We start from the raw sequence: 24,171 nt of genomic DNA on the forward strand, positions 1-24,171 counted from the left end.
CCGAGCTTTTCAACAACTTTGGAAGAACGCTTTCCATTTTCGTAAATTGATTTAACCACATATAAAGATGCAGCATTTTTTGAATTAACAATTTGTAGCCTCATTTATACACCGTCCCCTTGTCGATTGCTTATATTATAACACATTGTGAAACATTGTGCACTATATAAATAGAAAAATTGACAAAAAAATAAGCCTACATCAAGGCTTGTTGGGATTTTTTCTTTATTAAAGTGTCAAAGACCCGGGTGTATTTTTCCTGTCACAATTTCGTAACAATCTATTGAAAAAAAAGTGAATTCATGATAAATTTATATCTATGATAAACGCTGTCATATACATACGTAGTATTATAATTGTTTATATGGATTAGCAGTTTACTATGGATTAAGTAGAAAATGTGAAAAAAAGTAGTTGAACGAAGATTTAGTTAGTGTTAAAATCTAACTATGACTTGTCACAAAGTTGTCAAAGTTATGCTGCAACAAAATTTTGTCGGGGAAAAATTAGCACGCAATATAAAGAAAGGGAGTGCGCGAATTGAAATTAGAAAAAAAGATTTATTTAGTATTTATTTTAACTCTTACAGCAATTATTATGGTAGCTTGTTCTTTATTTCCACCTAAAGTATCTGAACCAACAGTTGGAGATGTACCTCCAATAACAGAGGAAAATGTAGTACCTAAAACACCTCATGCTGTAGATGGTCCATTTGCAAACTGTATTACTTGTCACGCTGCTGCTGAGGCAAGACATACTATGTGGGATGATGAATATTGCTTAAGCTGTCACCCGCCTGCAGATGATGCAGGAGCAGGAGTAGGCTTTGGAGCTATTACACTTCCAACAAATCATGATAGTCCAGCATTTGCAAACTGTGCAATGTGTCACGCTAACGATGCGGTTGGGGCATCTATACCACATGCGTTAGATGGAGACTATGCTGACTGTGCATCTTGTCACGAAATTAACTATGAAGAAGCAGCCGAAGGAGAAAATGGTGATTCAGCTGGAGGACTAGCAGCAGTCACTTTGCCAGCAAACCATGATAGTCCAGCATTTGCAAACTGTGCGATGTGTCACGCTAACGATGCGGTTGGGGCATCTATACCACATGCGTTAGATGGAGTATATGCTGATTGCGCATCTTGTCATGATATTAATTTTCAAGCAGCTGCGCCAGTAGAGCCAGCACCAGCACCGTCTGAGCCAGCTCAAGAGCAGCCAGCACAGGAACAACCTGCACAAGAACAGCCAGCTTCTGGTGGTTTAGGAGCAATTACATTGCCAGCAGGTCACAATAGCCCAGCGTTTGCAAACTGTGCGATGTGTCACGCTAACGATGCGGTTGGAGCATCTATACCACACGCACTAGATGGAGCTTATGCTGACTGTGCATCATGTCATCAAATTAACTACAACTAATAGTTCGTTAAAGCTGTTAAAGCTTATAAATGTTAATTAACTAACAAAACGCCTGTGTTCATAATCTCTATATAGGGATATTATGGATGTGGGCGTTTTCATATATTCTTTATTTTTTAGCTGAAATATGAGAAAATAGTAAAGGGAAGAATACGTACAACAAGATTAAACAAGGAGAATGAATGTGAGACAATTAAAAATAGATGGAATAGCCCTAAGTCTAATAATATCAATATTTTTAGTTACGATAATAATACTTGCAGTGGGCTATACGTTTAATAGTTATGAAAGTGACACTGCACGTGCAATTGATCAATCTGGACGAGAAATAACAGTCACGATATATGATGATGCACAAGAAGGCATAGTATGGGAATTGCCGTCAGCGTTAAGTGAGCATTTCAACATAAGATTATATTCAGAAGCAGCAGATGTTTCATTTTCAGTTGATATTGACAACGTAGTATTTTCTGAGGAGAATTTACAAACTGCATACATGTTTCCGATTTTAATCTCGTCTATTGATAATCAACAGGATAAGCAACAGCCCTTTGCTAAAGCAGAAGTATATTTCCGACATGTAGATAACGGAGATGTAGTATACTACGTAACTGCGTCTTACCTTGAGGGGACTAATAAAGAGGAAGTAGCAGATTATAGACTGCATTGGGAGATAGAAGAGAGGTATCAGGAGCATATAGACAACACTAAGCTATCGGATGAATTATTTTATATTGTCTACGGTGAAGTGATAAATAATGCTATTAGTCAGTGGTCCAAAGTTAATATTTCAGACCTATATATATCTGAAGAGAATTATCCTGCAACATTGACATTACCACAGGCAGCTAGTTTTACAGATCGACTTCGCTTTGGAATGGTAGATGTGTTTTCGAGTTTAGAGCATAATGTATTTGTGGAGCATATTGATTTAACACCAGCTACAATGCTAGAGGTGCTAGGTGATTACAGATTGTGGAAGGCTGAGTTGCCACTTTATAGTATGGAAGGTAAGCCGATGCTAACCGAACATTGGGGGGTACTGTCAGAGAATTTAGCTTCTTTTGAAGCTGTTCAGGAGAGTGCACCTGTAATTGATGAGCAATTGCAGGTGGCTGCCCAAGATGTTAGAATTGCAGATTTAGATCGCTTTCGAAAAAAACGCCACGATGGTATTTACTATGAAGTGCCGAATTCATACACACCATACGAACCTAGGTCGTTTTGGCTTGTTCCAGCAGAGCATATAGGACAACGGTTTATTCGCTCAATTCGTGAACAAGAGAATGCTGGCGACCATGTTGTAGGCTCATATTTGGAAACATTAGCTATTGTTAGTATGAATCATAGCCTTAAGCAACAGACAGAGGGTGGCTATTGGTTGACAGAGCCTCAATCAAATTGGCTACATGGCGACTATGGGATTGAAGCTGGATTTTATGATACGCGTTTTTCTACGGATGCGGCGATGTTCTTATTGGATATATTCAACTATTATCGCATTGATCGGCCTGAGCGTTCGAGCTCTATTGAATTAGTTGAGCTGATGGAAGTTTTTGATGCTGTGACAGAGTATGCTGACTTTATGTTATGGTTCGCTGAAGAATATAGCTTTACTACAGAAAATGGCGGGCTATTAGTTCAGGATTATTTTCACCCAACGGCAACACATGAGCCAACACATGTATCCTTGAATCATTTAGTTACTGAGATGAATTTTCTACTACAATACTATATGGCTCTTTTTGAACTTGAGCATAACCAGAGCTTTGATAGCCTCTATACAGATAGGGGAAATATTTATGTAGATACTGCAATGAGAATTAGACTAGCTATTCATGATACAGAGATGGATTGGGTTAAGGATAATTATGACCTTTGGTATGCATATATGCCTGATGGGTCATATGGACTACAGGACTACCCTAGACTTACCCGAAATGACCTACGTGTTGGTGTTGAACTGGTGAATAAGGTACTAAATGAGGACGATAATGTCTTTAGAAAATTAATTTATTATAAGGAAAAATACCTGCAGGAAAATGGCATTCCTTTGTGGTAGACATATATAGTAAGAAATAAGTAGTTGGAGATACATAGTGATGATAGTGGAAAATATAATGGTATTTATTTTATTTCACAGACTATGGATTATAACAAAGAATTAATTATGCCAAGAAGGAATTAAGCATGTATGTGTAGTATAGTATTCCTATAGAAAGGTTTGTGGACTTGTGGCAGATTCTAATACGAAAGAGCTTCAAACTGGTGATGTTAATTTAAAAGTAATAGATAAGGTGATTAAGAAAACACTTGGGGCTATAGAACAAAGTAAGCAGCAGATTTACGATATTGCTGAAGGCGCACAAAAGGAAATGCTAAAGCTAAAGCAGGAGCTTATTAAGGTTCATCAAGAGGCTTGTGAAATTGTTGATAAAGTAGATAATTTAGAAAAGGACTATAGACGATCGCGAAATCACTTAGCCCATGTAAGTAAGAATTTTCGCAATTTTTCTGAGCAGGATATTAAGAAAGCTTATGAAGATGCAAATCATTTTCAAATTGAGCTGATGCTTGCCAGGGAACGGGAACAGCGTTTAAGACAACGTCGTGACGAGCTGCAAATAAGATTAAAGAATCTAGGTGATACAGTAGCAAAGGCAGAACAATTCGTGACACAGGTAGGTGCTGTATTAGGGTATCTATCAGGCGATTTATCCAATATAAGTGACTTTCTTGAGACAGCTCAGCAAAAGCAGCTTATGGGTATTCGCGTCATTCAATCACAAGAGGAAGAGCGCAAGCGTGTAGCGCGAGAGATTCACGATGGACCAGCCCAACTTCTAGCAAACGTTGTACTACGAACAGAAATATGTGAACGGTTATTAGACCGAGATTTAGAGAAAGCAAGGCAAGAGCTAAAGGATTTAAAAGATGCTGTTCGTAACAGTCTGACTGAGGTGCGTAAGATAATATTTGATCTACGACCAATGGCCTTAGACGATTTAGGACTTGTGCCGACTCTGCGAAAATACTTAACACAATTTGAAGAGCGGAATCAGATAGCTACTGATATTAAAATATACGGTAAGGAAGAAAAGCTCGAGCCAGCCGTCGTTATAGCTGCGTTTCGTATTATCCAGGAATGCCTTAATAACGTCGCTAAACACTCAATGGCTAAAAATGCGTCATTAAAAGTAGAGTTCCGTAAGGACAAACTTAGTGGCATTGTCGCTGACGATGGAATGGGTTTTGATTTACAGGAAGCCTTAAAACCATCTACTGAAAGCTTTGGTATTATTGGCATCAAGGAACGTATAGAGCTTTTACAGGGCTCAATTGAGTTTGACACTGCAATTGGGAAAGGAACCAAGGTATTCTTCAATATTCCTATACACCCAATAGATGAAGAAATGGTATAAGCTCATAAAAAAACAGGAGGTTAACTTATATGGTTCGATTGTACATAGCGGATGATCACGCGTTATTCCGTGAGGGATTAGTAAGGATTTTTGATTTAGAGGATGATATAGAAGTAGTAGGCCAGGCTACAGATGGGGAGCAGGCTATTCAGCACGTTATAGAGATTCAGCCAGACGTCGTTCTCATGGACATTAATATGCCGAAGGTAACAGGTGTTGAGGCTACGAAAAAAATAAAGAAGCTTTTACCTGATGTGAAAATCATAATCCTTTCGATTCATGATGACGAATCATATATATTCGAAACGATTCGGGCAGGGGCTTCAGGCTACTTACTAAAAGATGTTGAAGGTAGAGTGCTTGTAGATGCGATAAACCATGTTGCTAATGGGGGTTCTTTCATTCATCCACGTGTGACATCTAAGGTGCTTAAGGAATTCACCCGTCTTAGTGAAGAAGCTGAGCATATGCAGGTCCATTCTCAGTCTGATGAAGGCGCGAATCAACAGGTTTGGGACGAGATGTTAACAAGCAGAGAACAGGAAATATTAACCCTTATGGCTCGAGGTATGTCAAATAGAGATGTAAGTGAAGAGTTATTTATAAGTGAAAAGACAGTTAAAAACCATGTCAGCAATATATTCCAAAAAATGCAGGTTCGCGACCGTACACAGGCTGTAATTGAAGCAATAAAAAACGGCTGGGTGAAGCTGTAAACCTGTCTAACTTATAAAATAAAAATAAAGGAGTTGTTATAACGTGTTCGGATTAGTTACTGATAGCACAGCTACTTTATCACCAGAAGAAATTAGTGCAAACAACATAGCTGTTGTTCCATTATCAATTCTTTTAAATGGTAAGGCCTATAAAGAAGGAACAGAAATATCCAACGATGAGTTCTATGAGAAAATAAAGGACATTAAAGACATTCCAAAAACGTCTCAGCCTGCCGTTGGTAGTTTTGTAGAGGCATATCAGCGTTTGAAGGAGCAAGGTATTACCGAGGTATTATCTATTCATATTTCAACAGGTATAAGTGGCACAATTAACTCGGCAAAAGCTGCCGCAGAACAAATAAAGGATATGAATATACATATAATAGACTCTAAAAGCTTATCGCGACCTGTGGGTGATTTAGTTTTAGAGGCTGCAAAGCTTCGTGGTGAAGGTCTTAGTATAGAACAGGTTAAATCATATATAGAAGCAATGATAGAGAAGATAAAAGTTTATTGCTTGGTTGGTGACTTGCAGTTTTTGCATAAGGGTGGCCGTGTTAGTGGTGTGTCTTACTTCCTGGGTTCGTTACTTAACATCAATCCAATCGTTAAGGTAAATGAAGAAGGTGTTATTACAGCCCATGAGAAGGTGCGCTCATTTAAGAAAGCCTTAGCACGATTAGCGGAATACGCACAAAAGGATATACAAGATATTGACGATCGCGTAGTGGTTGATGTAATGTATTCTACCAGCTTAGAAGATGCAAACTCTTTAAAAGCTCAAATTCTTAGTGCGCAACCAGGCATAGAAGTGCAGTTAAAGAGCTTAACACCTGTAATAGGTTCCCACACTGGACGTGGAAGCATCGGTTTAGGCATCATGTTTTATCCGCAAAAAGACGTGTAAAGCCTATGAGCCCATACAAGCTGCGTTATACAGTGTATCGTACTCATCCATCAAAGATAAATCCCAGGAGTGCAACGGATGTGCGTTGCTCGCCAGTTATTAATTTTGATGAGAAATATGAGCAACTGCTTAGCAACACAGATATGACAAAGCGAATTGAAAAACTAACAGAAGGCCTCGCTATCCACGAGGCCTATAAGCTGTATCCAGAATTATTACAATCTGTAGCACAAGACTCTGTAATTGCTATAGATCAAGAATTAGATATTATTATAGATAAAGATTTAGAAAGTATAATAGATAAAGAAACCGTAAATAAAACAATTGAACTTATTGGCATTCGTAGGCTAACAATGCCTGAAATCCATGCGCTTATCAAATATAGCTTAATCGAGTACAAAGAAGTAGCTACGCAAATTATTAATGAATTAATCCAGGAATTATATTTAAAAAAATTAATAACGATTCAGCCTGCCATTCAACAAGACGATCAAGGTAGGCTTTTTTGTCTACGCTGCCTTCAAACTGAGAAAATTAGTAAGCACGAGTGTGGAGCCTGCCAATCTGACGACTGCTATGTCTGTCTAGGTTGTACAAGCTATGGCGAAGTCCGCAGTTGTATACCGATAATAAAGCTAACGACCCTGGGGCTAGAAAAGCTTAATACATACCTCCAACACCAAGTCAACAAACAACACCAAATCAGTGAACAATACCATTTCAATGAAGAGCACCAATTAAATGAGCAACAGCAGCTGCACAAGGCGATATATCCACATCCACTATCCGAAGAGCAGCTTGCGGTAAGCAGAGAACTAGCGCAGCTTGTTGAAGCAGGGCAGGATACACTGGTTTGGGCGGTATGTGGAGCTGGCAAGACAGAGATGGTGTTTGAAGCCATTGCAATGACGAGAAATTCGGAGAAAAGAGTGCTAATCGCAACGCCCCGCAAAGATGTTGTTTTAGAGCTAGTACCACGATTACAAAAGGCATTTCCTCAAGACATCGTTCACGCAGTCTACGGTGGTAGCGTCGATAAACATATTATTGCGGGCATTACGATTGCCACTACTCACCAGCTACTACGTTATTGTGACAATGCTTTTGATGTAGTGATTATTGATGAAATTGATGCCTTTCCTTATGCAGGAGATGCGATGCTATACCAGCATGCTCATCGTTTAGGAAGCCAGTTTATATACATGACAGCTACCCCTGATCGACAGATGCTTAAACGTGTTAAGCAAAAAGAGGTAAGTGTCGTAACTTTGTTCCAGCGTTATCATGGAAAGCCGTTGCCTGAACCAGCTTTATATAGGTGTAATGGATTATTCGCACAGGGGTTAGAGCTTACCATCAAGAAGCTTTTCAATAATACAACAACACTTTCTTTTCCCTTTGAATGGGTGCTTAAACAGCTACCTACTACTGGAGTTACGATGTTTTTCGTACCTTCGATTTTTCAAGGTAGGGAGCTATTAGAGACTTTACAAACTTATATATCTAGGGGTACACAATCTTCAAGTGTAGGTGTAGATAGACAGACTAACATCACTTTTGTACATGCGAAGGACCCTGAGCGGGAGCAGAAGATAAAAGACTTGCGCGCTGGCAAATATCAATGGATTATAACAACTACAATCCTAGAACGAGGAGTAACAATACCAGATTCCCACGTAGTTGTCATAGATGCCCACCACCAAGTTTATACAAAATCGACCTTAATCCAAATAGCCGGCCGTGTCGGACGTACTGAAAAGCACCCAGAAGGCAAAGTGTATTTTCTCACCGAGCATGTAAATGACAATATCCTGTCCGCAATTAAAGAGATTAAAAAAATTAACCGCGCTGTTAGGTGATTATATGAGTATAAAAACAGAACTCACAAGCTGGCTGCAAGCACTAGGCGACTTAGTATATCCTAAGCCGCCTGTTTGTACTCTTTGCAATAAAAGCATCTACCAAGCATACTTCTTAGAATACTCTGTAGAAAATAGTGCAAATCCTAAAACACAAGATGATGCTAATGCAAGAACAGAAGATAATGCTAGTGCTAGAGCGTACTCTCATAGGAGACATCAACGCCTGACTAGTAAAGAAAAGCGATACCTGGGAAAAACTAGAATCGAACTAGCAGACCATCTCTGTTCACTGTGCTACCAAGGCTTGAAGCTAATTACAGCACCATTCTGCCACAAATGTGGTAGAACGATGACTAATATAAAGCTTGACGGACGAAGTAAAGGTACAGACGACCCACAAGTGTGTCAGGATTGTATACAACCCAGCGTACAGCATCGTGCTTTTAAGTATGCTAGGGCAGCAGCTGAATATAACGATGCTATACAAGAGTTAATTCACCAATATAAATATCGAGGACAAAGAAATCTAGTAGAGCCACTGCAGATTATCATGTGTAATGTATTTGAACTACATTTTAAAAAGCAGCCCTTTAGAATAGAAACATTGATTCCTGTTCCGCTCCATGAAAATCGCCTAGCTGAGAGAGGATTCAACCAAGCTCTACAAATTAGCAAACATATTTCTAATAAACATAAAATTCCGATAGCAGACATACTTGAGCGAACAGAATACACAGAGAAACAAAGCAAGAAAAGCAAGGTAGAGCGGACAGCATCTCTAGAACACGCATTTAAAGTGAAGAATCATAACTCAGCAGAACAACGGCATGCAGGAATGGTTAAAGCTAAAAGTGTACTTCTCATCGACGATATATATACTACGGGCACAACCGTCGATGCCTGTGCTGGCGTGCTAAAAGAGGCCGGCGCTAAAGAAGTCTATGTTCTGACTTTGGCGAGATAATGTTTACAATTTATGTTCTGCTAAGATATAATCTATATAAAGGCACATTATGAAAATGCGAAGAGGAGCTGATTGAATGGCGCTTTCCAACTGTCCGCGTTGCGGGAAACTTTTTGATAACACATTTAAAGATATCTGTCAGCAATGTACTTCTGAAGAGGAGAAGTTATATCAGAAGGTTAGACAATATATTAAGGAGAATAGGGACTGTACGATTTACGAATGTAGTGATGCTACGGAGGTTCCAGTTAAGACAATTGCCCGCTTTATTAAGCAAGGACGGATTAATCTTAAGAACAATCCAAATATGATGTATCCGTGTGAAGCCTGTGGTGCACCAATAGCGGCTGGCCGCTTTTGTAACACTTGCACAAACAATTTGAAGCAAGGGTTTAAAGAGGAAGTTAAACCAGTGCGTGAAGAGATACAACAGCCCCCTAAAGGTGAGAAGAAAAGGGTAAGTTATAACTTTGTAGACTTTAAAAATAGAGATAAATAGTCAAAAATTAAATATATATGTAAACTTTTTATTAATAAAGCCGATATTACAAGTAACAGATTGTATGTCGGTTTTTTGTTTTCAATTACAAAAAAACCGTATGTTTTAAAAGGAGTGGATTATTTATGAAAATTAATGACGTTGGTCGTATTGGTGCAATCCAAGCATACCAAAAAACAAATAAAACAAAAGCTAGTAACAAGGCAGAGGCTAAGCGTGATGAGCTACAAATCTCTAAGACAGCGCAAGAGCTTCTTAAGGTTCAGAAGAATGACATATTAAACCCTGCAGCGCGCAGTGAAAAAGTCGAACGACTTAAAGAGCAGGTAGACAATGGCACTTACAACGTAGAGTCGAAAGCCATTGCCGAGAAAATGCTAAAGCCTAAGACAGGTATTTTCTACGAGTAATCAGATTATATAAAATATAATACAGATAGTTTTCCTCATACATGGATGGAGAGGGGTTTAGACGTGAAGTTTATTGAGAAATTTTGTGAGATTTTGAGTGAACAATTAACGCTTCATGAGAAACTATTAACACTTAGTCAGGATAAAAAAACAATCCTTATCGAAGGTTCATTGCCAAAGCTAGAAAAGATTATTAAAGAAGAGCATAATCTTATCCAGGAGTCGAGACATTTAGAGAAAGACCGTAACGCCATGATTCAACAGCTTGCAGAATCGTTAAAAATCGCTCCTGACAATGTAACTATTTCCTTTCTAATTGAAGTGGTGCAAGAGGATATTGCCAAACAGAGACTCTCAAGCTTGAAGGAAAAGCTTGAAGAAGTGCTAAAGGAATTATCACAAGTAAATCAACTAAACGCTAAACTTCTTAAACAATCATTAGAATACATCCAGACAACAATGGAGTCTATTACCGACGACCCAGAGCAAGAAATGGTTTATGGTAATCCAAGCAAATCAAATGCAAAAAAAGGACGTAGCGTCTTTGATACAAGAACATAGCTTTTTAAGAGAGGTGCTAGAGATTGTTTAAATCAACATTTCATGGGCTCGAAGTGAGTAAACGAGGAATCTTTGCTCAACAGTCAGCCCTTCATACAACTGGACACAATATATCAAATGCCAATACTATAGGCTACTCTCGCCAAGTTGTAAATATGCAGGCGTCGCTGGCTATACCCAATCCAGGGATGCAAATGAGCAAAAACCCTGGTTTGTTAGGTACTGGAGTGGATGTAACGCACATTCAACGTATTCGTGAAGAATATCTTGATAAGCAATATAGGAACGAGGCAAAACACATAGGTTATTGGGAAGCAAAGAAAGACACACTATCTAAAATAGAAATGATACTGAATGAACCTTCCGATACGGGACTACAAATGACAATGGATCGTTTTTGGACATCATGGCAAGATCTTGCTAAAGAGTCAGAAGCTTCTTCAGCCCGTGCTGTTGTTGTTGAACGCGCTCAAGCTGTAATTGAGACACTTGACGCAATGAGGACTGGATTTCTACAACATCAACAAGACTTAAATACCGTAATAAATATCAAAACCAACGAGGTCAATTCTATAACAACTCAAATAAGAGATATTAACGACCAGATTGCAAGGGTGGAACCCCATGGTTATCAAGCTAATGACTTAAAGGATCAGCGAGATAATCTAATAGATGAGTTATCCAAACTTATTAATGTAGACTCAGTGCAGCCTGTGTTTTTTGCTGACGGACGCCCAACTGGGATGGTGCGTATAATGACTGGAGATGTCGCAATTATAGATGGCCGTGAACGCTTACCCCTAGAAATAGAGGTCAGTGAAGATACAGGGCTATATGATGTATCACTTGCTGGGGAACTAGTGAACTTCACTCGCGGCGAGCTTATGGGATTAATAGAATCTAGGGGATATCCAGTTTCTATCGAAAGCGAGGTTGAAGGTGAAGACCCAACAATCGAAATCCATGGCATCATTCCAGGGGTTATAGAACATATAGATAGACTAGCTACAGAAATGGCAAAGCATATAAATGAAATTCATAGTACTGGGTTAACTATTGATGATATAAAGAACGGACGAACACTAGAAGATGAAAATGCAGATAGGTTGCTGTTTTTTATAGATAAAGACCATTACATTGCTACAGGGGAATTTATTAACCCTACAAATGCTAGTAACTTTATGATTCACCCAGCAATTGGAAATAGCTTAGATAAAATAGCAGCTGGGCAGCCTACTAATGAAAACGGTACATCTTCAGTGGGTGATGGTAGCAATGCTAGCGCTATTGCATCCTTGAAGTTCGAAATTGAAAAGCTTGATTTACCAGAGAAGGTAACTTTTGATGATTTTTATCGCAATTTAATAGCTAAAGTTGGCGTACAAGTAACAGAAGCTGAGCGACTGGAGTATAATTCACAGGTACTAGCAGATCAGGTAGACAATCGCAGACTATCTATATCTGGTGTTTCTCTTGATGAGGAAATGGCAAATATGATTAAATTTCAGCATGCATATAATGCATCAGCAAGGGCAATTACCACTGTTGATGGTTTACTAGACACAATTATAAACCGTATGGGCTTAGTAGGTAGATAGTAAAGGTAGGTGAGGCTAGTGCGAGTAACACAAACAATGCTTAATAACAATATGCTACGTAATCTTAACAACAGTATGCGTGGTATGGAACGATACCAAGAGATGCTAGCATCTGGGAAAAGGGTTAATAAACCATCTGACGACCCAGTTGGTGCAGTGCGTTCAATGTTCTATAGAACAACACTTGTAGAAATTGAGCAATTTCAGCGTAATACTAGCGAAGGTTTAAATTGGATGGAGACCACTGACCAGACAATGGATTCAGTTGTTAATGTACTTCATCGGGTGCGCGAGCTTATAGTCCGTGCATCATCTGATACGATGGCAGAAGCATCTCGATATGCTACGGCGCAAGAAATCCGAGAACTAAAAGACCAGATAGGCAATCTCGCTAATGCTAGCATAGGTGGACGCTATATTTTTTCTGGTACTGATACAAAGACAGCACCTTACGACGGCGAAGCAATAGTTATTACAGAAAAAGATTTGAGGTCAATTTTTGAAATAGCTGGTGTAGATGAAAATGAAGATCCTTTAGCAGATTTCTTAACAGCAGCTGGGATAGACGCTGATTCTAGTGTGGACGACGCATTAGAGGAACTTCTAGCTTACGAACTTCCACCAGATATTGAAGACTATGAACCTATTGATCATGCTATAGCTGCACTTAAGGAAATGTATGGGAAGTACAGTGTAACAACAGGTGCATTTATTAGTGATAACAGCCAAGAAATTAAAGTGGAAATGGGCAAGAATATCTTTATACCAATTAATATTCTTGGCTCGGACATATTCCTTGACTCTAAAGATCCCGATGACGACCGCAAAAGCGTATTCCGTGTGTTAGATGATATTATTCTTACCCTTGAACGAGGGGATACTAATGAATTGACTGGGTTATTAGATGATTTAGATAGTAATATGGATTATATAATATCTAGTAGAGCTTCCTTAGGAGCCAAGATGAATAGGATTGAATTAATACAAGCGCGACTAGCTGACAACAATTTTAGCGCTACAAGTCTTCTGTCTGATGCAGAGGACGCTGATATACCGAAGGTTATAACAAACCTTAAAAACCAAGAAAATGTCCATCGTGCAGCACTATCTACAGGTGCAAGAATTATTCAACCGTCGTTAATGGACTTTCTGAGATAAGCTAGACAATCGGGAAGTTTGGATAGTTGGTTAGGTTGATACGAGGTGATTCATCATGCAGCTACCACAAATACAAATTAATCATCAGAATGCCCGCATAGGACTAGAAAACAATTTTGCTCAAATATCAATCCGTCAATCCCATGCCGATATGCGGATATCTCAGCCCCACGCTGATTTGAGCATGAGTACAAGGCATGCTCAGATATACATTGATCAGCGCCAGGCGTGGGATGAGGTTGAACTTAAGCATATATTCACCAAGATTACCGAGTATGCTCAGAAAGGTAGACAGGCTGCACTGCAAGCGGCATCTAGAGCTGCTCAAGAAGGTGATCGTATGCGAGAAATTCATATATCTAGTAATCCATTTGTAGAATTTGCAAAGCGCGATCAAGGGCAAATTCCTAATACGGGCATCAAGTTCATACCTAGTTATGGATCTGTAAAAATTTCCTATCAGCCTATGGAAACTGACATCCAAGCTCAAGCGCGAGATGTTCAAGTAGATGTTAACATCAACAAGCCGCAAATTCAGTTTAATCCAGGACAGTCAAGGGCGTATCTCGCACAGAAGAATCAGATACATTTTAATGTTATAGGTGAAATGTTTTCTCAGGGGTTATGAATAAAATTTTTAAAAATTAAACTAAAAGGAGATTCAAAACATGCAAATAGAATCGACTAGGCTAGGAACTATAGAAATTGACAAAGATAAAATTATCAACTTCCCAAGCGGTATCCCTGGATTTCAGGATGATAAGCAGTTTGTCCTAGTTCCAATGGGAGAAGATAACCCATTCTTATTCTTGCAGTCAGTTACAGACAAGAATCTTTGCTTTATTTTGGTTGAGCCGCACGTATTTTTTAATGACTATGATATTATGCTTTCTGAAGAGCTAGTGGAGTCATTGTCTATAGAGAAATCAGAAGACGTTGCGATTTACACAATTGTTACTATAAAAGATGATCTAAAAAAAGCTACTACAAATCTTCATGCTCCCTTAGTAGTAAATGCAGGGAAATTCTTAGCCAAGCAATATATAATTAGCGATGGGAATTACCTTACTAGACAACCTTTGTTCCCTCAAGAAGCAATGGCCTCAAAGGAAGTAGCTGTTGCAACGGAGGCTGCACCGGCTAAGGAGGATTAAGCTATGCTTGTATTATCCCGCAAGAAGAATGAAGCTATTGTTATCGGGGACGACATTGAAATAAGCATCCTTAGCGTTGAAGGTGACACTGTTAAAATAGGAATCAAAGCCCCAAAAAAAATATCGATTCTTAGAAAAGAACTTATTGAGGAAGTAACAGAAGCAAACCTTGAATCTGTTCAGATTAAGATAGATTTGAAGGATTTTAAATTGAAGAAGTAAAAAGCGTATTTGCAATTTTGTTTCAGAAATTTATCGTAAATATTTTAAAACTGCTAAACTCTTAGCATTCATTGCCGATAATATAACTAAGTTAGTAAAGCAGGAAGTGGGGCGGCCGACTCATGAACTGCTTACTATATAAATTGTAGCATAGCTACAAAAACAAAAAAACCACATGGACGTGGTAGGTAAATTCAAGGAGGAGATTTGTAATGAGAATTAATACAAACGTAATGGCTTTAAACTCACACCGTAACTTAAGCTTGAACAATGTTACTGGTCAGAAATCTATGGAGAAATTATCTTCTGGTTTCCGTATCAACCGTGCTGGTGACGACGCTGCTGGACTTTCAATATCTGAGAAGATGAGAGGACAGATTCGTGGTTTGAACCAGGCAAGCAGAAATGCCCAAGATGGTATCTCTTTAATTCAAACAGCTGAAGGTGCATTGCAGGAAACTCACGCAATACTTCAACGTATGAGAGAGTTAGCAGTTCAAGCTGCTAACGACACTAACGTAACAAAAGACCGTAGTGCGATTGCATCTGAATTAAAGCAATTAGCGGCAGAAATTGATCGGATTGCCAGCCAAACTGAGTTCAATACGCAGAAGCTATTAAACGGTAGCTTTGCAGGGAAACAATTCCAAATTGGTGCTAATAATGGTCAACAGGTAAGTTTGACTATTGCTACAATGACTGCAAATGCTTTAGGTGTTTCTGGTATCGATACTAAAGTTATGTCTGCAGCAGGAGCTACAGCAGCAATTTCAACAATTAATGCTGCAATTGAAACTGTATCTGCTGAGAGATCTAAACTTGGAGCTATGCAAAATCGTTTAGAGCATACAATTAAGAACTTAGAAAATGCATCTGAAAACTTATCAGCTGCAGAATCTCGTATCCGTGATGTAGATATGGCTGCAGAAATGATGACATTTACGAGACAGAATATTCTTTCTCAAGCGGCTACTGCAATGTTAGCTCAAGCAAATCAGGCACCACAATCTGTATTACAACTACTAGGATAATTAATCATTTTAATGTAGAATAAAAGCAGTAGCTACTAAGCTTACTGCTTTTATTTTACTAAATAGGAGTATTTAATATGGAAACTAAAGTTAATAATGTTGTGTTTGAAAGTAATATTATTGAGTATGAAAAAAAATATGGTGCTTTTTCTTCTTTGGCAGAGAATAATAAAAATGGTTTCCAAGAGGTTACTGCGGTGACCACGAAAGATGGTAATTTTACAATAAAAATAATTGATGACAACAAAACTTTGTACACTAATAGTAAATATGGACCGATTAATGAAGCGCAAAGATTTGTTGAACAGTTGAAGGATTATGATAATAAAACTCTATTTATAATTTATGGATTATCTCTTGGATATCATATCGCTTGTTTACAAAAAGCATTAAAAAACAAAAATAATGTAATTATTATTATTGAACCTAGTATTAGTGTTTTTAGAGTAGCACTTGAATCTATCGATATGAGAAATATTATTAATGATAAACATGTTATTTTAAGTGTCGGTGACGATATTAGGGAATTTCGCAAAATATTATCAGTATGTATAAATGTTAGTACGTTAAATAATTTTCAATTTCATTGTTACTCTCAGTACGATAGGATTTTTCGTGAATACTACCTGGAAATTACTGAAGAAATAAAAAAAGCTATTGCTGAGCTAAGGGTTCAAGTAAGCACTATTAAACATTTTGCATTTGATTTTAATAGAAACTTTTTGAATAATTTCCCATACCTAATTAATAATTATAAAATTCAAGCTTTAAAAGATAAATTTAATAAGATTCCCGCTATTATTGTATCCGCTGGACCTTCGTTAGATAAAAACATTGAATATTTAAAAGGTTTAAAAGATAAAGCATTGATTATTACTGGGGGCAGAACTCTTAATGTCCTTATGAGTAAAGGGATAGTGCCAGATTTAGTTGTATCAATAGATCCAGGAAAAGGTGCTTGGTGGATTGTTAAGGACAGGGCCGAACATGATATCCCTCTTATAACAACAGTTATATCTAATGATCGAGTTATTAAAGAACATAAAGGAAAAAAAATATTTATTAACACAATTGAATATATAGAGCTTATTGAACATTTAACTGGCCAAGTAATTGAGCGATTGCCACAGGGTGGCTCTGTCGCTAATATGTGTTTAAGTGTATCTCACTATATGGGTTGTGATCCTATTATTTTTGTGGGACAAGATTTGTCTTTTACAGATGGATTGATACATGCGAATAGTTCCAAGAACACTCACAAAGATAATGAGGTCAAGCAAGTGGATTTGAAGGTTCCTGGAATATATGGCGGAGAAGTAGATACCAGCTGGCAGTTGTATACATTTTTAAAATGGTTCGAAGATTTTATTCAAGCTCATTCAGAAAGAAAATATATAAATGCAACTCAAGGAGGGGCTAAAATTGTTGGATCTGATGTCAGGGATCTAGAAGAAGTGGTTGGATATTATTGCCGAAATACACATGATGTTACTGAGAAGTTTAATGAGGTTTTTTCAAGAAAAATAGATATGAATATAAGTGAAGTATATGATAAATTTTCTAAGATGAGTAAAGATAGTTTGAAATTTAGAGACAACGCAAAAGAGGCATTAAAGATTAACCAAGAACTATTGAACCATTATAATAAGCAAAGCAAAGCAAGCATTAACAAATCTATTAAAAGACTATCAAAGCTTGAAAAAGAAATGCTTAAAACAAGAGAAAACAACTTGGTTATAAATAAAATTATACACCCTGTATTAATTAAACTAGAAATAAGTAAAGATTATAAAGAGAAACCAAATGAGACGGACGCCCAAAAAATGGTGAGGTTATCTAAGTTTTCAATTGAACTATACAAAGGTATCATAAAAGCAATTGATGAAATGGAACAATTCATTAATGATAATCTAACTATTATAAAACAAAAAGCAAAGGAGAAGTAAAATGGATATTCGTCAACAACAAAATGAGTTAATGGATTCTATAATAGACTATTTACCTAAATTAATTGTAGGAGTTTCAGATGCAGTTTCAAATTATCAAAGTGGACAAGAGGGAAAAGCTAACGAACTGATGATAGACATCGTTGATGGTTTAAAGTGGTTATCGGAAGCACTCACCTTAACTATCAGTATTCAAAAGGACCCTATAGATTTATCCGAGTTGCATGAACATTTTAACGAAATGATATCAGCGTATGAAAACACAGACTATGTATTGTTAGGAGATATCTTAGAGTATGAGATTCTTCCAATTCTAGAAAAATGGAATGAAAAATTAGCTGTGTAAAATGGTGAGTATAATGATGAACTTAGATAATAATCTTTCAGTTCTAAAAAGTAAAAATGAGCAATTGCATAATGAATTGATAGGAGTAGCTAATCATAATAGTAGTTACCAACTAATAGAAACAAAAAACAAACAGCTTACTGTAAAACTGATATATAATGATGGACTTACTGAAAAAGAACAGCTGATTCATAGTAAATACAACCCTATACAAGAAGCTGAAAAGTTTGCTAATGCTTATGTATCTAATAAAAAAAGCTATATATTATACGGATTTGGCTTAGGGTATCATGTGGAAGCTTTGTTAAATGCTATTGATGTAAATAGCATATTATACGTAATTGATCTAGATATACAATTATTTAAAATTGCGTTATTAGCACGAGATTTTACAAAAATACTCTCAGATGACAGACTTAATTTACTTGTTTCTTCTAATGAGAAGAAGGTTGCCAACGATATTAAGCGCATATTAGATGAGGATGCTGAGTTCATTACTTACACACCTTCAGTAAATACAATTCCTTCAAAATTTTCATATTTTAAATTTATTCTTGAAGATTGGAAGATGCAGCAGACTGTTACCGATAAATGGACTGGGATGCTACATGAAAACAGTTTATTAAATAAAGAAGTGGACTGTCCTAATGCAGGAGTGTTATTTGGCTCTTATCAGGATGTCCCGATGGTTTTAGTCTCAGCAGGTCCTTCATTAAATAAAAATAAGCATCTTTTGAAATTTTTAAAGGGTAAATTTTTAATTTTTGCAGTAGGGAGCGCTTTAAAACCTTTATTGAAATCTGGGGTAAAACCAGATTATTTTTGCATAATCGACCCAAAACCATCGATATATAAGCAAATTGAAGGGTATGAGAGCTTAGATATTCCGTTAATCTTTTTAGATACAGCAAGTTCGAGTACTGTATTAAAGTACCAAGGGCCAAAATATAAAGTATATAACAAAGCAAAAAATCATGTAGAAGAACAATATATTATACACACGGGCGGCTCGGTGGCTACTGCAGTATTAGATTTAGGTATTAAGTTTGGATGTAATCCTATTATTTTTACTGGACAAGATCTTGCTTACACAAACAATGAACATCATGCGGATGGCAAAATGTATAATCCAAATGCCAATGAAAAGATAAAAGAGCTGCCAAATATGAGGAGAATTGAAGGTCAAAATGGAGAAGTTTTAAATACTACGCTTGGATTACTAAGTTTTAAATATTGGATTGAAAACAAAATAAAAGCTAACCCAAGTATTTCTTTTTATAATGCGACAGAAGGTGGGGCAATTATTGAAGGTGCAAAACATAGCACCCTTTTGCAAACGATTGAGCAAATCTATATAAATAATATAGAACAATGCATGCAAAAAATTCAAAGGGCTGACTCTGTGATTATTTTGCTTGGTATTGGCTTAGGTTTTGAATTAACACACATTTTGCAACACTCACCTAATAGTAATATCATAATAATAGAGCCAGTAAAGGATAACATAAAAATAGCCATTGAATTTAATCAACAGATAGAGAAGCTGATAAGCAATAAAAATATAACGTTTTTAGCAAACAAAGACATTAGAGAAATAGAAAAGAAAATCAAAGAATTTATAGATATCAAGAATAAAAATAATATTCATCTTATTAGATCAATTTCTATAGATGAAAATTATAATAATACATTAAATGAAATAGAAAAAACAATTAATAAAAATATAAAAGAAATAGATATGCATCTTAACACTACAGAAACTTTATCTGAGCTTATATCTAATAATATAATGCAAAATTTACCTGAATTTAAAGCGAGTAAACACGATCTTAATATCTTGCTTGGGGCATATAAGGATAAGCCAGCAATTATAGTGTCAGCAGGCCCGTCTCTTGAAAAGAATATTCAAGAACTTAAAAATTATCGAGATAACGCAGTTATAATAGCAGGACCAAGAACTGTCAAACCTTTAATAGAAAACGGAATCACACCACATATACTGTGTAATATGGATCCTAAAGATAGCATGTATGAACTGGTGAAGGATTATAGTATATCTGATATTCCATTAGTTACACTAATGCAAGGTAATCACAAGCTAGTAGCAGCTCACCAGGGTCAAAAAGTCTTTGTATTCGATGAATACTTGGAGCCTATAAAAGAGTTAATTAATGGTGACAAGCCAATTAGTATTAATTTTGGTGGATCAGTTGCGACATTTTCGTTATCTGTCGCTGCAATAATGGAGTGCAATCCAATCATATTTATTGGACAAGACCTTGCGTATATTAGTGACAAAAAGCACGCCTTTGGAAACTCAAACATTGAAACACCAAAGGATGCAATATTAGCTAAAGATATTAATGGCGAAGATGTCTTGACTAGGGAAGATTGGCTGTATTTCAAAAAAAATATTGAAGGTCATATATCCAAAGCTTCAAACATTAAATTTATCAATGCCACAGAAGCTGGTCTCTATATAGAAGGGGCAGATCATTTAAGTTTAAAAGATACAATTCAAAATTACTGTAAAGTAGAATTTTACCCAGAAATCATACTAAAGAACATATTTATAGATGAGAACATTAAAGACGATAAACAAATACAAATCAAGCAAATCCTTATTAAAGTACAAAAGGTTAAAAAACACATTAAAGAAAACCATGATTTAGCCGAAGATATATATAAGTATATTAAACATACTAAATGTCTAAATATAGATAAAGTATTAAAGAAGATGGATAATAACGACAAGCATATAGAGAATGAGCCAGTTGTTAACGCACTCATCCATTATCCTATACAGCTTGATTACATGCATATAACATTGAGCTATTCTGCGAAAAGTCAAGAAACACCTGAACAAGAACAAATACGTATAGCGAGAAAAAATATAGCAATATATAAAGCAAAACTTAAAGCAATTGAGTATGTAGAAAGTGCTTTGCAACAACTTAAATAAGGAGCTGCATAAAATGATTAGATACGAAGAGCCTAAAATTATTGCTGAGATTGGATGTAATCATAAAGGTGATATTGAACTTGCTAAAGAAATGATAATGATAGCAAGTGTGTACTGTAAAGCTGACGTTGTAAAGTTTCAAAAACGGAATAATCGAGAACTGTTAAGCGAAGCACAATACAACGCTCCACATCCTAACCCTATTAATTCGTATGGTAAGACATATGGAGAACATCGGGAATTTTTGGAGTTTACGATAGAACAGAATCTGGAGATTAAGAAGTTTTGTGATGATTTAGGAGTTATATATAGTACATCAGTCTGGGACTTGACGTCTGCAAAGGAAATCTCGTCAATTGAACCTAAAATGATAAAAATCCCATCGGCAATTAATAACCACTATCAGATGTTATCTTGGTTATGCGAAAATTATCAAGGGGAAATTCATATATCTACTGGCATGACTACAAAAGCAGAATTGGATGAGTTAATTGAATTTTTTGTAGAACGGGACCGAAATCATGATGTTGTATTATATAATTGCACATCAGGTTATCCAGTGCCACCAGAAGATGTAAGTTTATTGGAAATCGCATATCTTCGAGAAAAATATAGTGAAAAGGTTAAGTATATAGGTTTTTCAGGCCATCACTTAGGAATTGCATTAGATGTAGCAGCATATACCTTGGGGGCTACGTGGATAGAGCGTCATTTTACCCTTGACCGCACTTGGAAAGGGACAGACCATTCAGCGTCTTTAGAGCCTGAAGACTTGAAGCTATTGATTAAAAATTTAAAAGAGACACATAAAGCCTTGAACTTTAAAAAGGAAGACATTCTAGATATAGAAAAAATACAACGAAACAAATTGAAGTATAAAGGATGAAATAAATGACTGACAAAACGGTAGCTTTCATTCCTGTTAGAGGTGGAAGTAAATCAATTCCATATAAGAACATAAAAAATATATGCGGAAAGCCACTTGTTATATGGAGTATAGAGGCAGCCGTTAATTCTGAAAAAATAGATGAAGTTATCATTAGCACAGACAGTAATCTGATTGAAGAAACTATTTTATATTACTTTAAAACAATTAAAATAAAAAGTATTGATAAAATCAAGATATTCAGAAGATCAGAAGCTAACGCAACAGACGAAGCGACTACAGAGTCTGCTATGCTTGAATATGCAATAATCAGTCAATTCAAGAAAATTGTTCTGATTCAGGCAACTAGTCCATTAATCACTACTGCTGATATTAATCGAGGCATTGAAAAATATAACACTAACCAATTCGATAGTATTTTATCATTAGTACGTCAGAAGCGCTTTATATGGAATTTTGACGAAGAGACAGAACAGGCTGCACCAGCTAACTACAAAATAGAAAAACGACCAAGACGACAGGAGTTTTCTGGTTATTTGGTGGAAAATGGCGCATTATATATTACTTCGAGAAATCTATTAATAAACACGGGTCAGAGAATCTCGGGTAAGATCGGTTTTATAGAGATGCCAGAAGAAAGTTATTTTGAATTGGATGAACCAGCAGACTGGATAATAGTTGAAGAATTATTAAAACAAAGACAGCAACAAGATAATACAGATATTGCAGTTAATGCGAAGAAGATAAAATTATTTGCAATGGATTGTGACGGCGTATTAACGGACGCAGGTATGTATTATAGTCCAGAAGGAGATTTATTGAAAAAATTTAATACAAAAGACGGAATGGGAATTGCTCGGCTTCATGATGCAGGGATTAAAACTGCAATTATTACAGGAGAAGATACTTCTATTGTAAAAAGAAGAGCAGAAAAATTAAAAATTAACGAATTACACTTAGGAATTAAGGATAAAGTAGCAGTTATGGAATCCATATGCAATAAATACGGATATAGTTTTGAAGAGATTGCCTATATAGGTGATGATATAAATGATTTACAACTGTTAGAAAAAGTAGGAATATCTTTTACTGTAGCTGATGGACATAATTCTCTAAAAGAAATCGTAGGTTATCAAACACAAAACAAAGGTGGTCAAGGAGCTGTTAGAGAGGCTATTGATTTTATTTTAGAACATAGACTGTCAACAAAAATTGATTAGAGGTATCTATATGATGAATATGCATTTGTACACGATTTTTCCACATGAAACTATATATGATGCGTTAAGGACAATTGACGACAACAGAAAAGGGTTTGTTATTGTAATTGATGTTGATTTTACTGTGTTGGGGATATTGACAGATGGAGATCTTCGACGTAGTTTTTTAGAAGGTAAACAAGTGCATGATCCAGTAAAATTTATATATAATTCGGAATATGAGTATGTTAGGGAAGACTCTGAATTTGATGAAATAATAAAGAAATTTAAATCATCAAGAGTCAATTTTTTACCAATAGTAAATAGCGATAAGAGTCTTGTTAATATTATAACAAAAAAACAGTTTCATATATTATTGATGGAAGATATTTCGTTTGACTTGCAATACGATTTTATGTCACTAGATGAAGAGATGATTGAACATGAAATTTACGATAAGCCCTGGGGATTTTTTAAAACAACATTTTTAAACCCATATTCAAGGGCAAAAATCATAAAAATTAATCCTCTAGGAGAGCTCAGCTTGCAAGAGCATTCAAGGAGAGAGGAACACTGGGTTATTATTAAAGGAACAGGTGAGTTAATTATAGGGGATTCAAAAAAAGTCATGCAAGCTGGAGACTACATTTTTATTCCTAAGCAGTGCAAACATAAAATAACTAACATTTCAAGTACAGAGCCGTTAATGATTTCAGAAATACAATTAGGCGAATATTTTGGTGAAGATGACATTATTCGATACGACGATAAGTATGGTCGTGTTTCTAATAATTCAGTAACGGTATAAGGGGAATTGAGTATGAATGTGTTTTGTGTCATACCTGCACGTGGTTGAAGCAGCTATTAATGCTAAATGGACATGATTTTTATATAACAGAATGT

22 protein-coding genes are annotated in these 24,171 nt (G+C 36.3%); all 22 read left to right on the forward strand.

What is annotated here, in order from left to right; translation table 11 throughout:
* Window positions 1-540 precede the first annotated feature (540 nt).
* The 22 genes from BHF68_RS04960 (at window position 541) to BHF68_RS15060 (ending at window position 24,076) form a co-directional block, all read left to right on the forward strand.
* Complete coding sequence (locus BHF68_RS04960) at window positions 541-1,425, forward strand: hypothetical protein (RefSeq protein ID WP_069642566.1); 885 nt, start codon at window positions 541-543, stop codon at window positions 1,423-1,425.
* A 184-nt stretch (window positions 1,426-1,609) separates the two neighbouring features.
* Complete coding sequence (locus BHF68_RS04965) at window positions 1,610-3,487, forward strand: hypothetical protein (protein WP_069642567.1); 1,878 nt, start codon at window positions 1,610-1,612, stop codon at window positions 3,485-3,487.
* Between the two features lie 172 nt (window positions 3,488-3,659).
* On the forward strand, window positions 3,660-4,847 hold the full coding sequence (locus tag BHF68_RS04970) for a sensor histidine kinase (protein ID WP_069642568.1): 1,188 nt from the start codon (window positions 3,660-3,662) through the stop codon (window positions 4,845-4,847).
* Window positions 4,848-4,876: 29 nt separating this feature from the next.
* Window positions 4,877-5,563 carry a response regulator transcription factor gene (locus tag BHF68_RS04975; protein ID WP_069642569.1) on the forward strand — a complete coding sequence of 229 codons (687 nt, stop codon included), beginning with the start codon at window positions 4,877-4,879 and terminating at the stop codon, window positions 5,561-5,563.
* A gap of 43 nt (window positions 5,564-5,606) precedes the next feature.
* Window positions 5,607-6,470, forward strand: coding sequence for a DegV family protein (locus BHF68_RS04980; RefSeq protein ID WP_069642570.1), 864 nt, complete (start codon window positions 5,607-5,609; stop codon window positions 6,468-6,470).
* A gap of 5 nt (window positions 6,471-6,475) precedes the next feature.
* The gene (locus BHF68_RS04985; protein WP_084019218.1) at window positions 6,476-8,329 is read left to right on the forward strand and encodes a DEAD/DEAH box helicase; all 1,854 of its coding nucleotides are present in this window, start codon (window positions 6,476-6,478) and stop codon (window positions 8,327-8,329) included.
* Between the two features lie 4 nt (window positions 8,330-8,333).
* Window positions 8,334-9,296, forward strand: coding sequence for a ComF family protein (locus BHF68_RS04990; protein WP_069642572.1), 963 nt, complete (start codon window positions 8,334-8,336; stop codon window positions 9,294-9,296).
* A 76-nt stretch (window positions 9,297-9,372) separates the two neighbouring features.
* Window positions 9,373-9,795: a TIGR03826 family flagellar region protein gene (locus tag BHF68_RS04995; protein ID WP_069642573.1), complete on the forward strand. Its 423-nt coding sequence runs from the start codon at window positions 9,373-9,375 to the stop codon at window positions 9,793-9,795.
* Window positions 9,796-9,920: 125 nt separating this feature from the next.
* Entirely contained in the window at window positions 9,921-10,205 is a 285-nt protein-coding gene (gene flgM / locus BHF68_RS05000) for a flagellar biosynthesis anti-sigma factor FlgM (protein WP_069642574.1), read from the forward strand.
* A 63-nt stretch (window positions 10,206-10,268) separates the two neighbouring features.
* Complete coding sequence (locus tag BHF68_RS05005; RefSeq protein ID WP_069642575.1) at window positions 10,269-10,766, forward strand: flagellar protein FlgN; 498 nt, start codon at window positions 10,269-10,271, stop codon at window positions 10,764-10,766.
* A 23-nt stretch (window positions 10,767-10,789) separates the two neighbouring features.
* The gene (gene flgK, locus BHF68_RS05010) at window positions 10,790-12,364 is read left to right on the forward strand and encodes a flagellar hook-associated protein FlgK (RefSeq protein WP_069642576.1); all 1,575 of its coding nucleotides are present in this window, start codon (window positions 10,790-10,792) and stop codon (window positions 12,362-12,364) included.
* 18 nt (window positions 12,365-12,382) lie between these two features.
* On the forward strand, window positions 12,383-13,522 hold the full coding sequence (flgL, locus tag BHF68_RS05015; protein WP_069642577.1) for a flagellar hook-associated protein FlgL: 1,140 nt from the start codon (window positions 12,383-12,385) through the stop codon (window positions 13,520-13,522).
* A gap of 55 nt (window positions 13,523-13,577) precedes the next feature.
* Complete coding sequence (locus BHF68_RS05020; RefSeq protein ID WP_069642578.1) at window positions 13,578-14,150, forward strand: DUF6470 family protein; 573 nt, start codon at window positions 13,578-13,580, stop codon at window positions 14,148-14,150.
* A gap of 40 nt (window positions 14,151-14,190) precedes the next feature.
* Complete coding sequence (gene fliW, locus BHF68_RS05025) at window positions 14,191-14,676, forward strand: flagellar assembly protein FliW (RefSeq protein ID WP_069642579.1); 486 nt, start codon at window positions 14,191-14,193, stop codon at window positions 14,674-14,676.
* Between the two features lie 3 nt (window positions 14,677-14,679).
* On the forward strand, window positions 14,680-14,898 hold the full coding sequence (gene csrA / locus BHF68_RS05030) for a carbon storage regulator CsrA (protein ID WP_069642580.1): 219 nt from the start codon (window positions 14,680-14,682) through the stop codon (window positions 14,896-14,898).
* A gap of 212 nt (window positions 14,899-15,110) precedes the next feature.
* Complete coding sequence (locus BHF68_RS05035; RefSeq protein WP_069642581.1) at window positions 15,111-15,929, forward strand: flagellin N-terminal helical domain-containing protein; 819 nt, start codon at window positions 15,111-15,113, stop codon at window positions 15,927-15,929.
* A 77-nt stretch (window positions 15,930-16,006) separates the two neighbouring features.
* Window positions 16,007-17,875 (forward strand): motility associated factor glycosyltransferase family protein, encoded by a 1,869-nt coding sequence (locus tag BHF68_RS05040; protein WP_069642582.1) that lies wholly within the window; start codon window positions 16,007-16,009, stop codon window positions 17,873-17,875.
* Window position 17,876: 1 nt separating this feature from the next.
* Entirely contained in the window at window positions 17,877-18,221 is a 345-nt protein-coding gene (locus BHF68_RS05045; protein WP_069642583.1) for a DUF8042 domain-containing protein, read from the forward strand.
* A gap of 13 nt (window positions 18,222-18,234) precedes the next feature.
* Window positions 18,235-21,183, forward strand: a complete 2,949-nt coding sequence (locus BHF68_RS05050; protein WP_176719881.1) for a motility associated factor glycosyltransferase family protein — start codon at window positions 18,235-18,237, stop codon at window positions 21,181-21,183.
* Window positions 21,184-21,196: 13 nt separating this feature from the next.
* Window positions 21,197-22,069 (forward strand): N-acetylneuraminate synthase family protein, encoded by an 873-nt coding sequence (locus BHF68_RS05055; RefSeq protein WP_069642585.1) that lies wholly within the window; start codon window positions 21,197-21,199, stop codon window positions 22,067-22,069.
* A gap of 5 nt (window positions 22,070-22,074) precedes the next feature.
* Window positions 22,075-23,289 carry an acylneuraminate cytidylyltransferase gene (locus tag BHF68_RS05060; RefSeq protein ID WP_069642586.1) on the forward strand — a complete coding sequence of 405 codons (1,215 nt, stop codon included), beginning with the start codon at window positions 22,075-22,077 and terminating at the stop codon, window positions 23,287-23,289.
* Window positions 23,290-23,299: 10 nt separating this feature from the next.
* On the forward strand, window positions 23,300-24,076 hold the full coding sequence (locus tag BHF68_RS15060; RefSeq protein WP_218070327.1) for a CBS domain-containing protein: 777 nt from the start codon (window positions 23,300-23,302) through the stop codon (window positions 24,074-24,076).
* The last annotated feature ends 95 nt before the right edge of the window (window positions 24,077-24,171 follow it).

It is taken from the genome of Desulfuribacillus alkaliarsenatis, assembly GCF_001730225.1.
Classification (GTDB): Bacteria; Bacillota; Bacilli; order Desulfuribacillales; family Desulfuribacillaceae; genus Desulfuribacillus; species Desulfuribacillus alkaliarsenatis.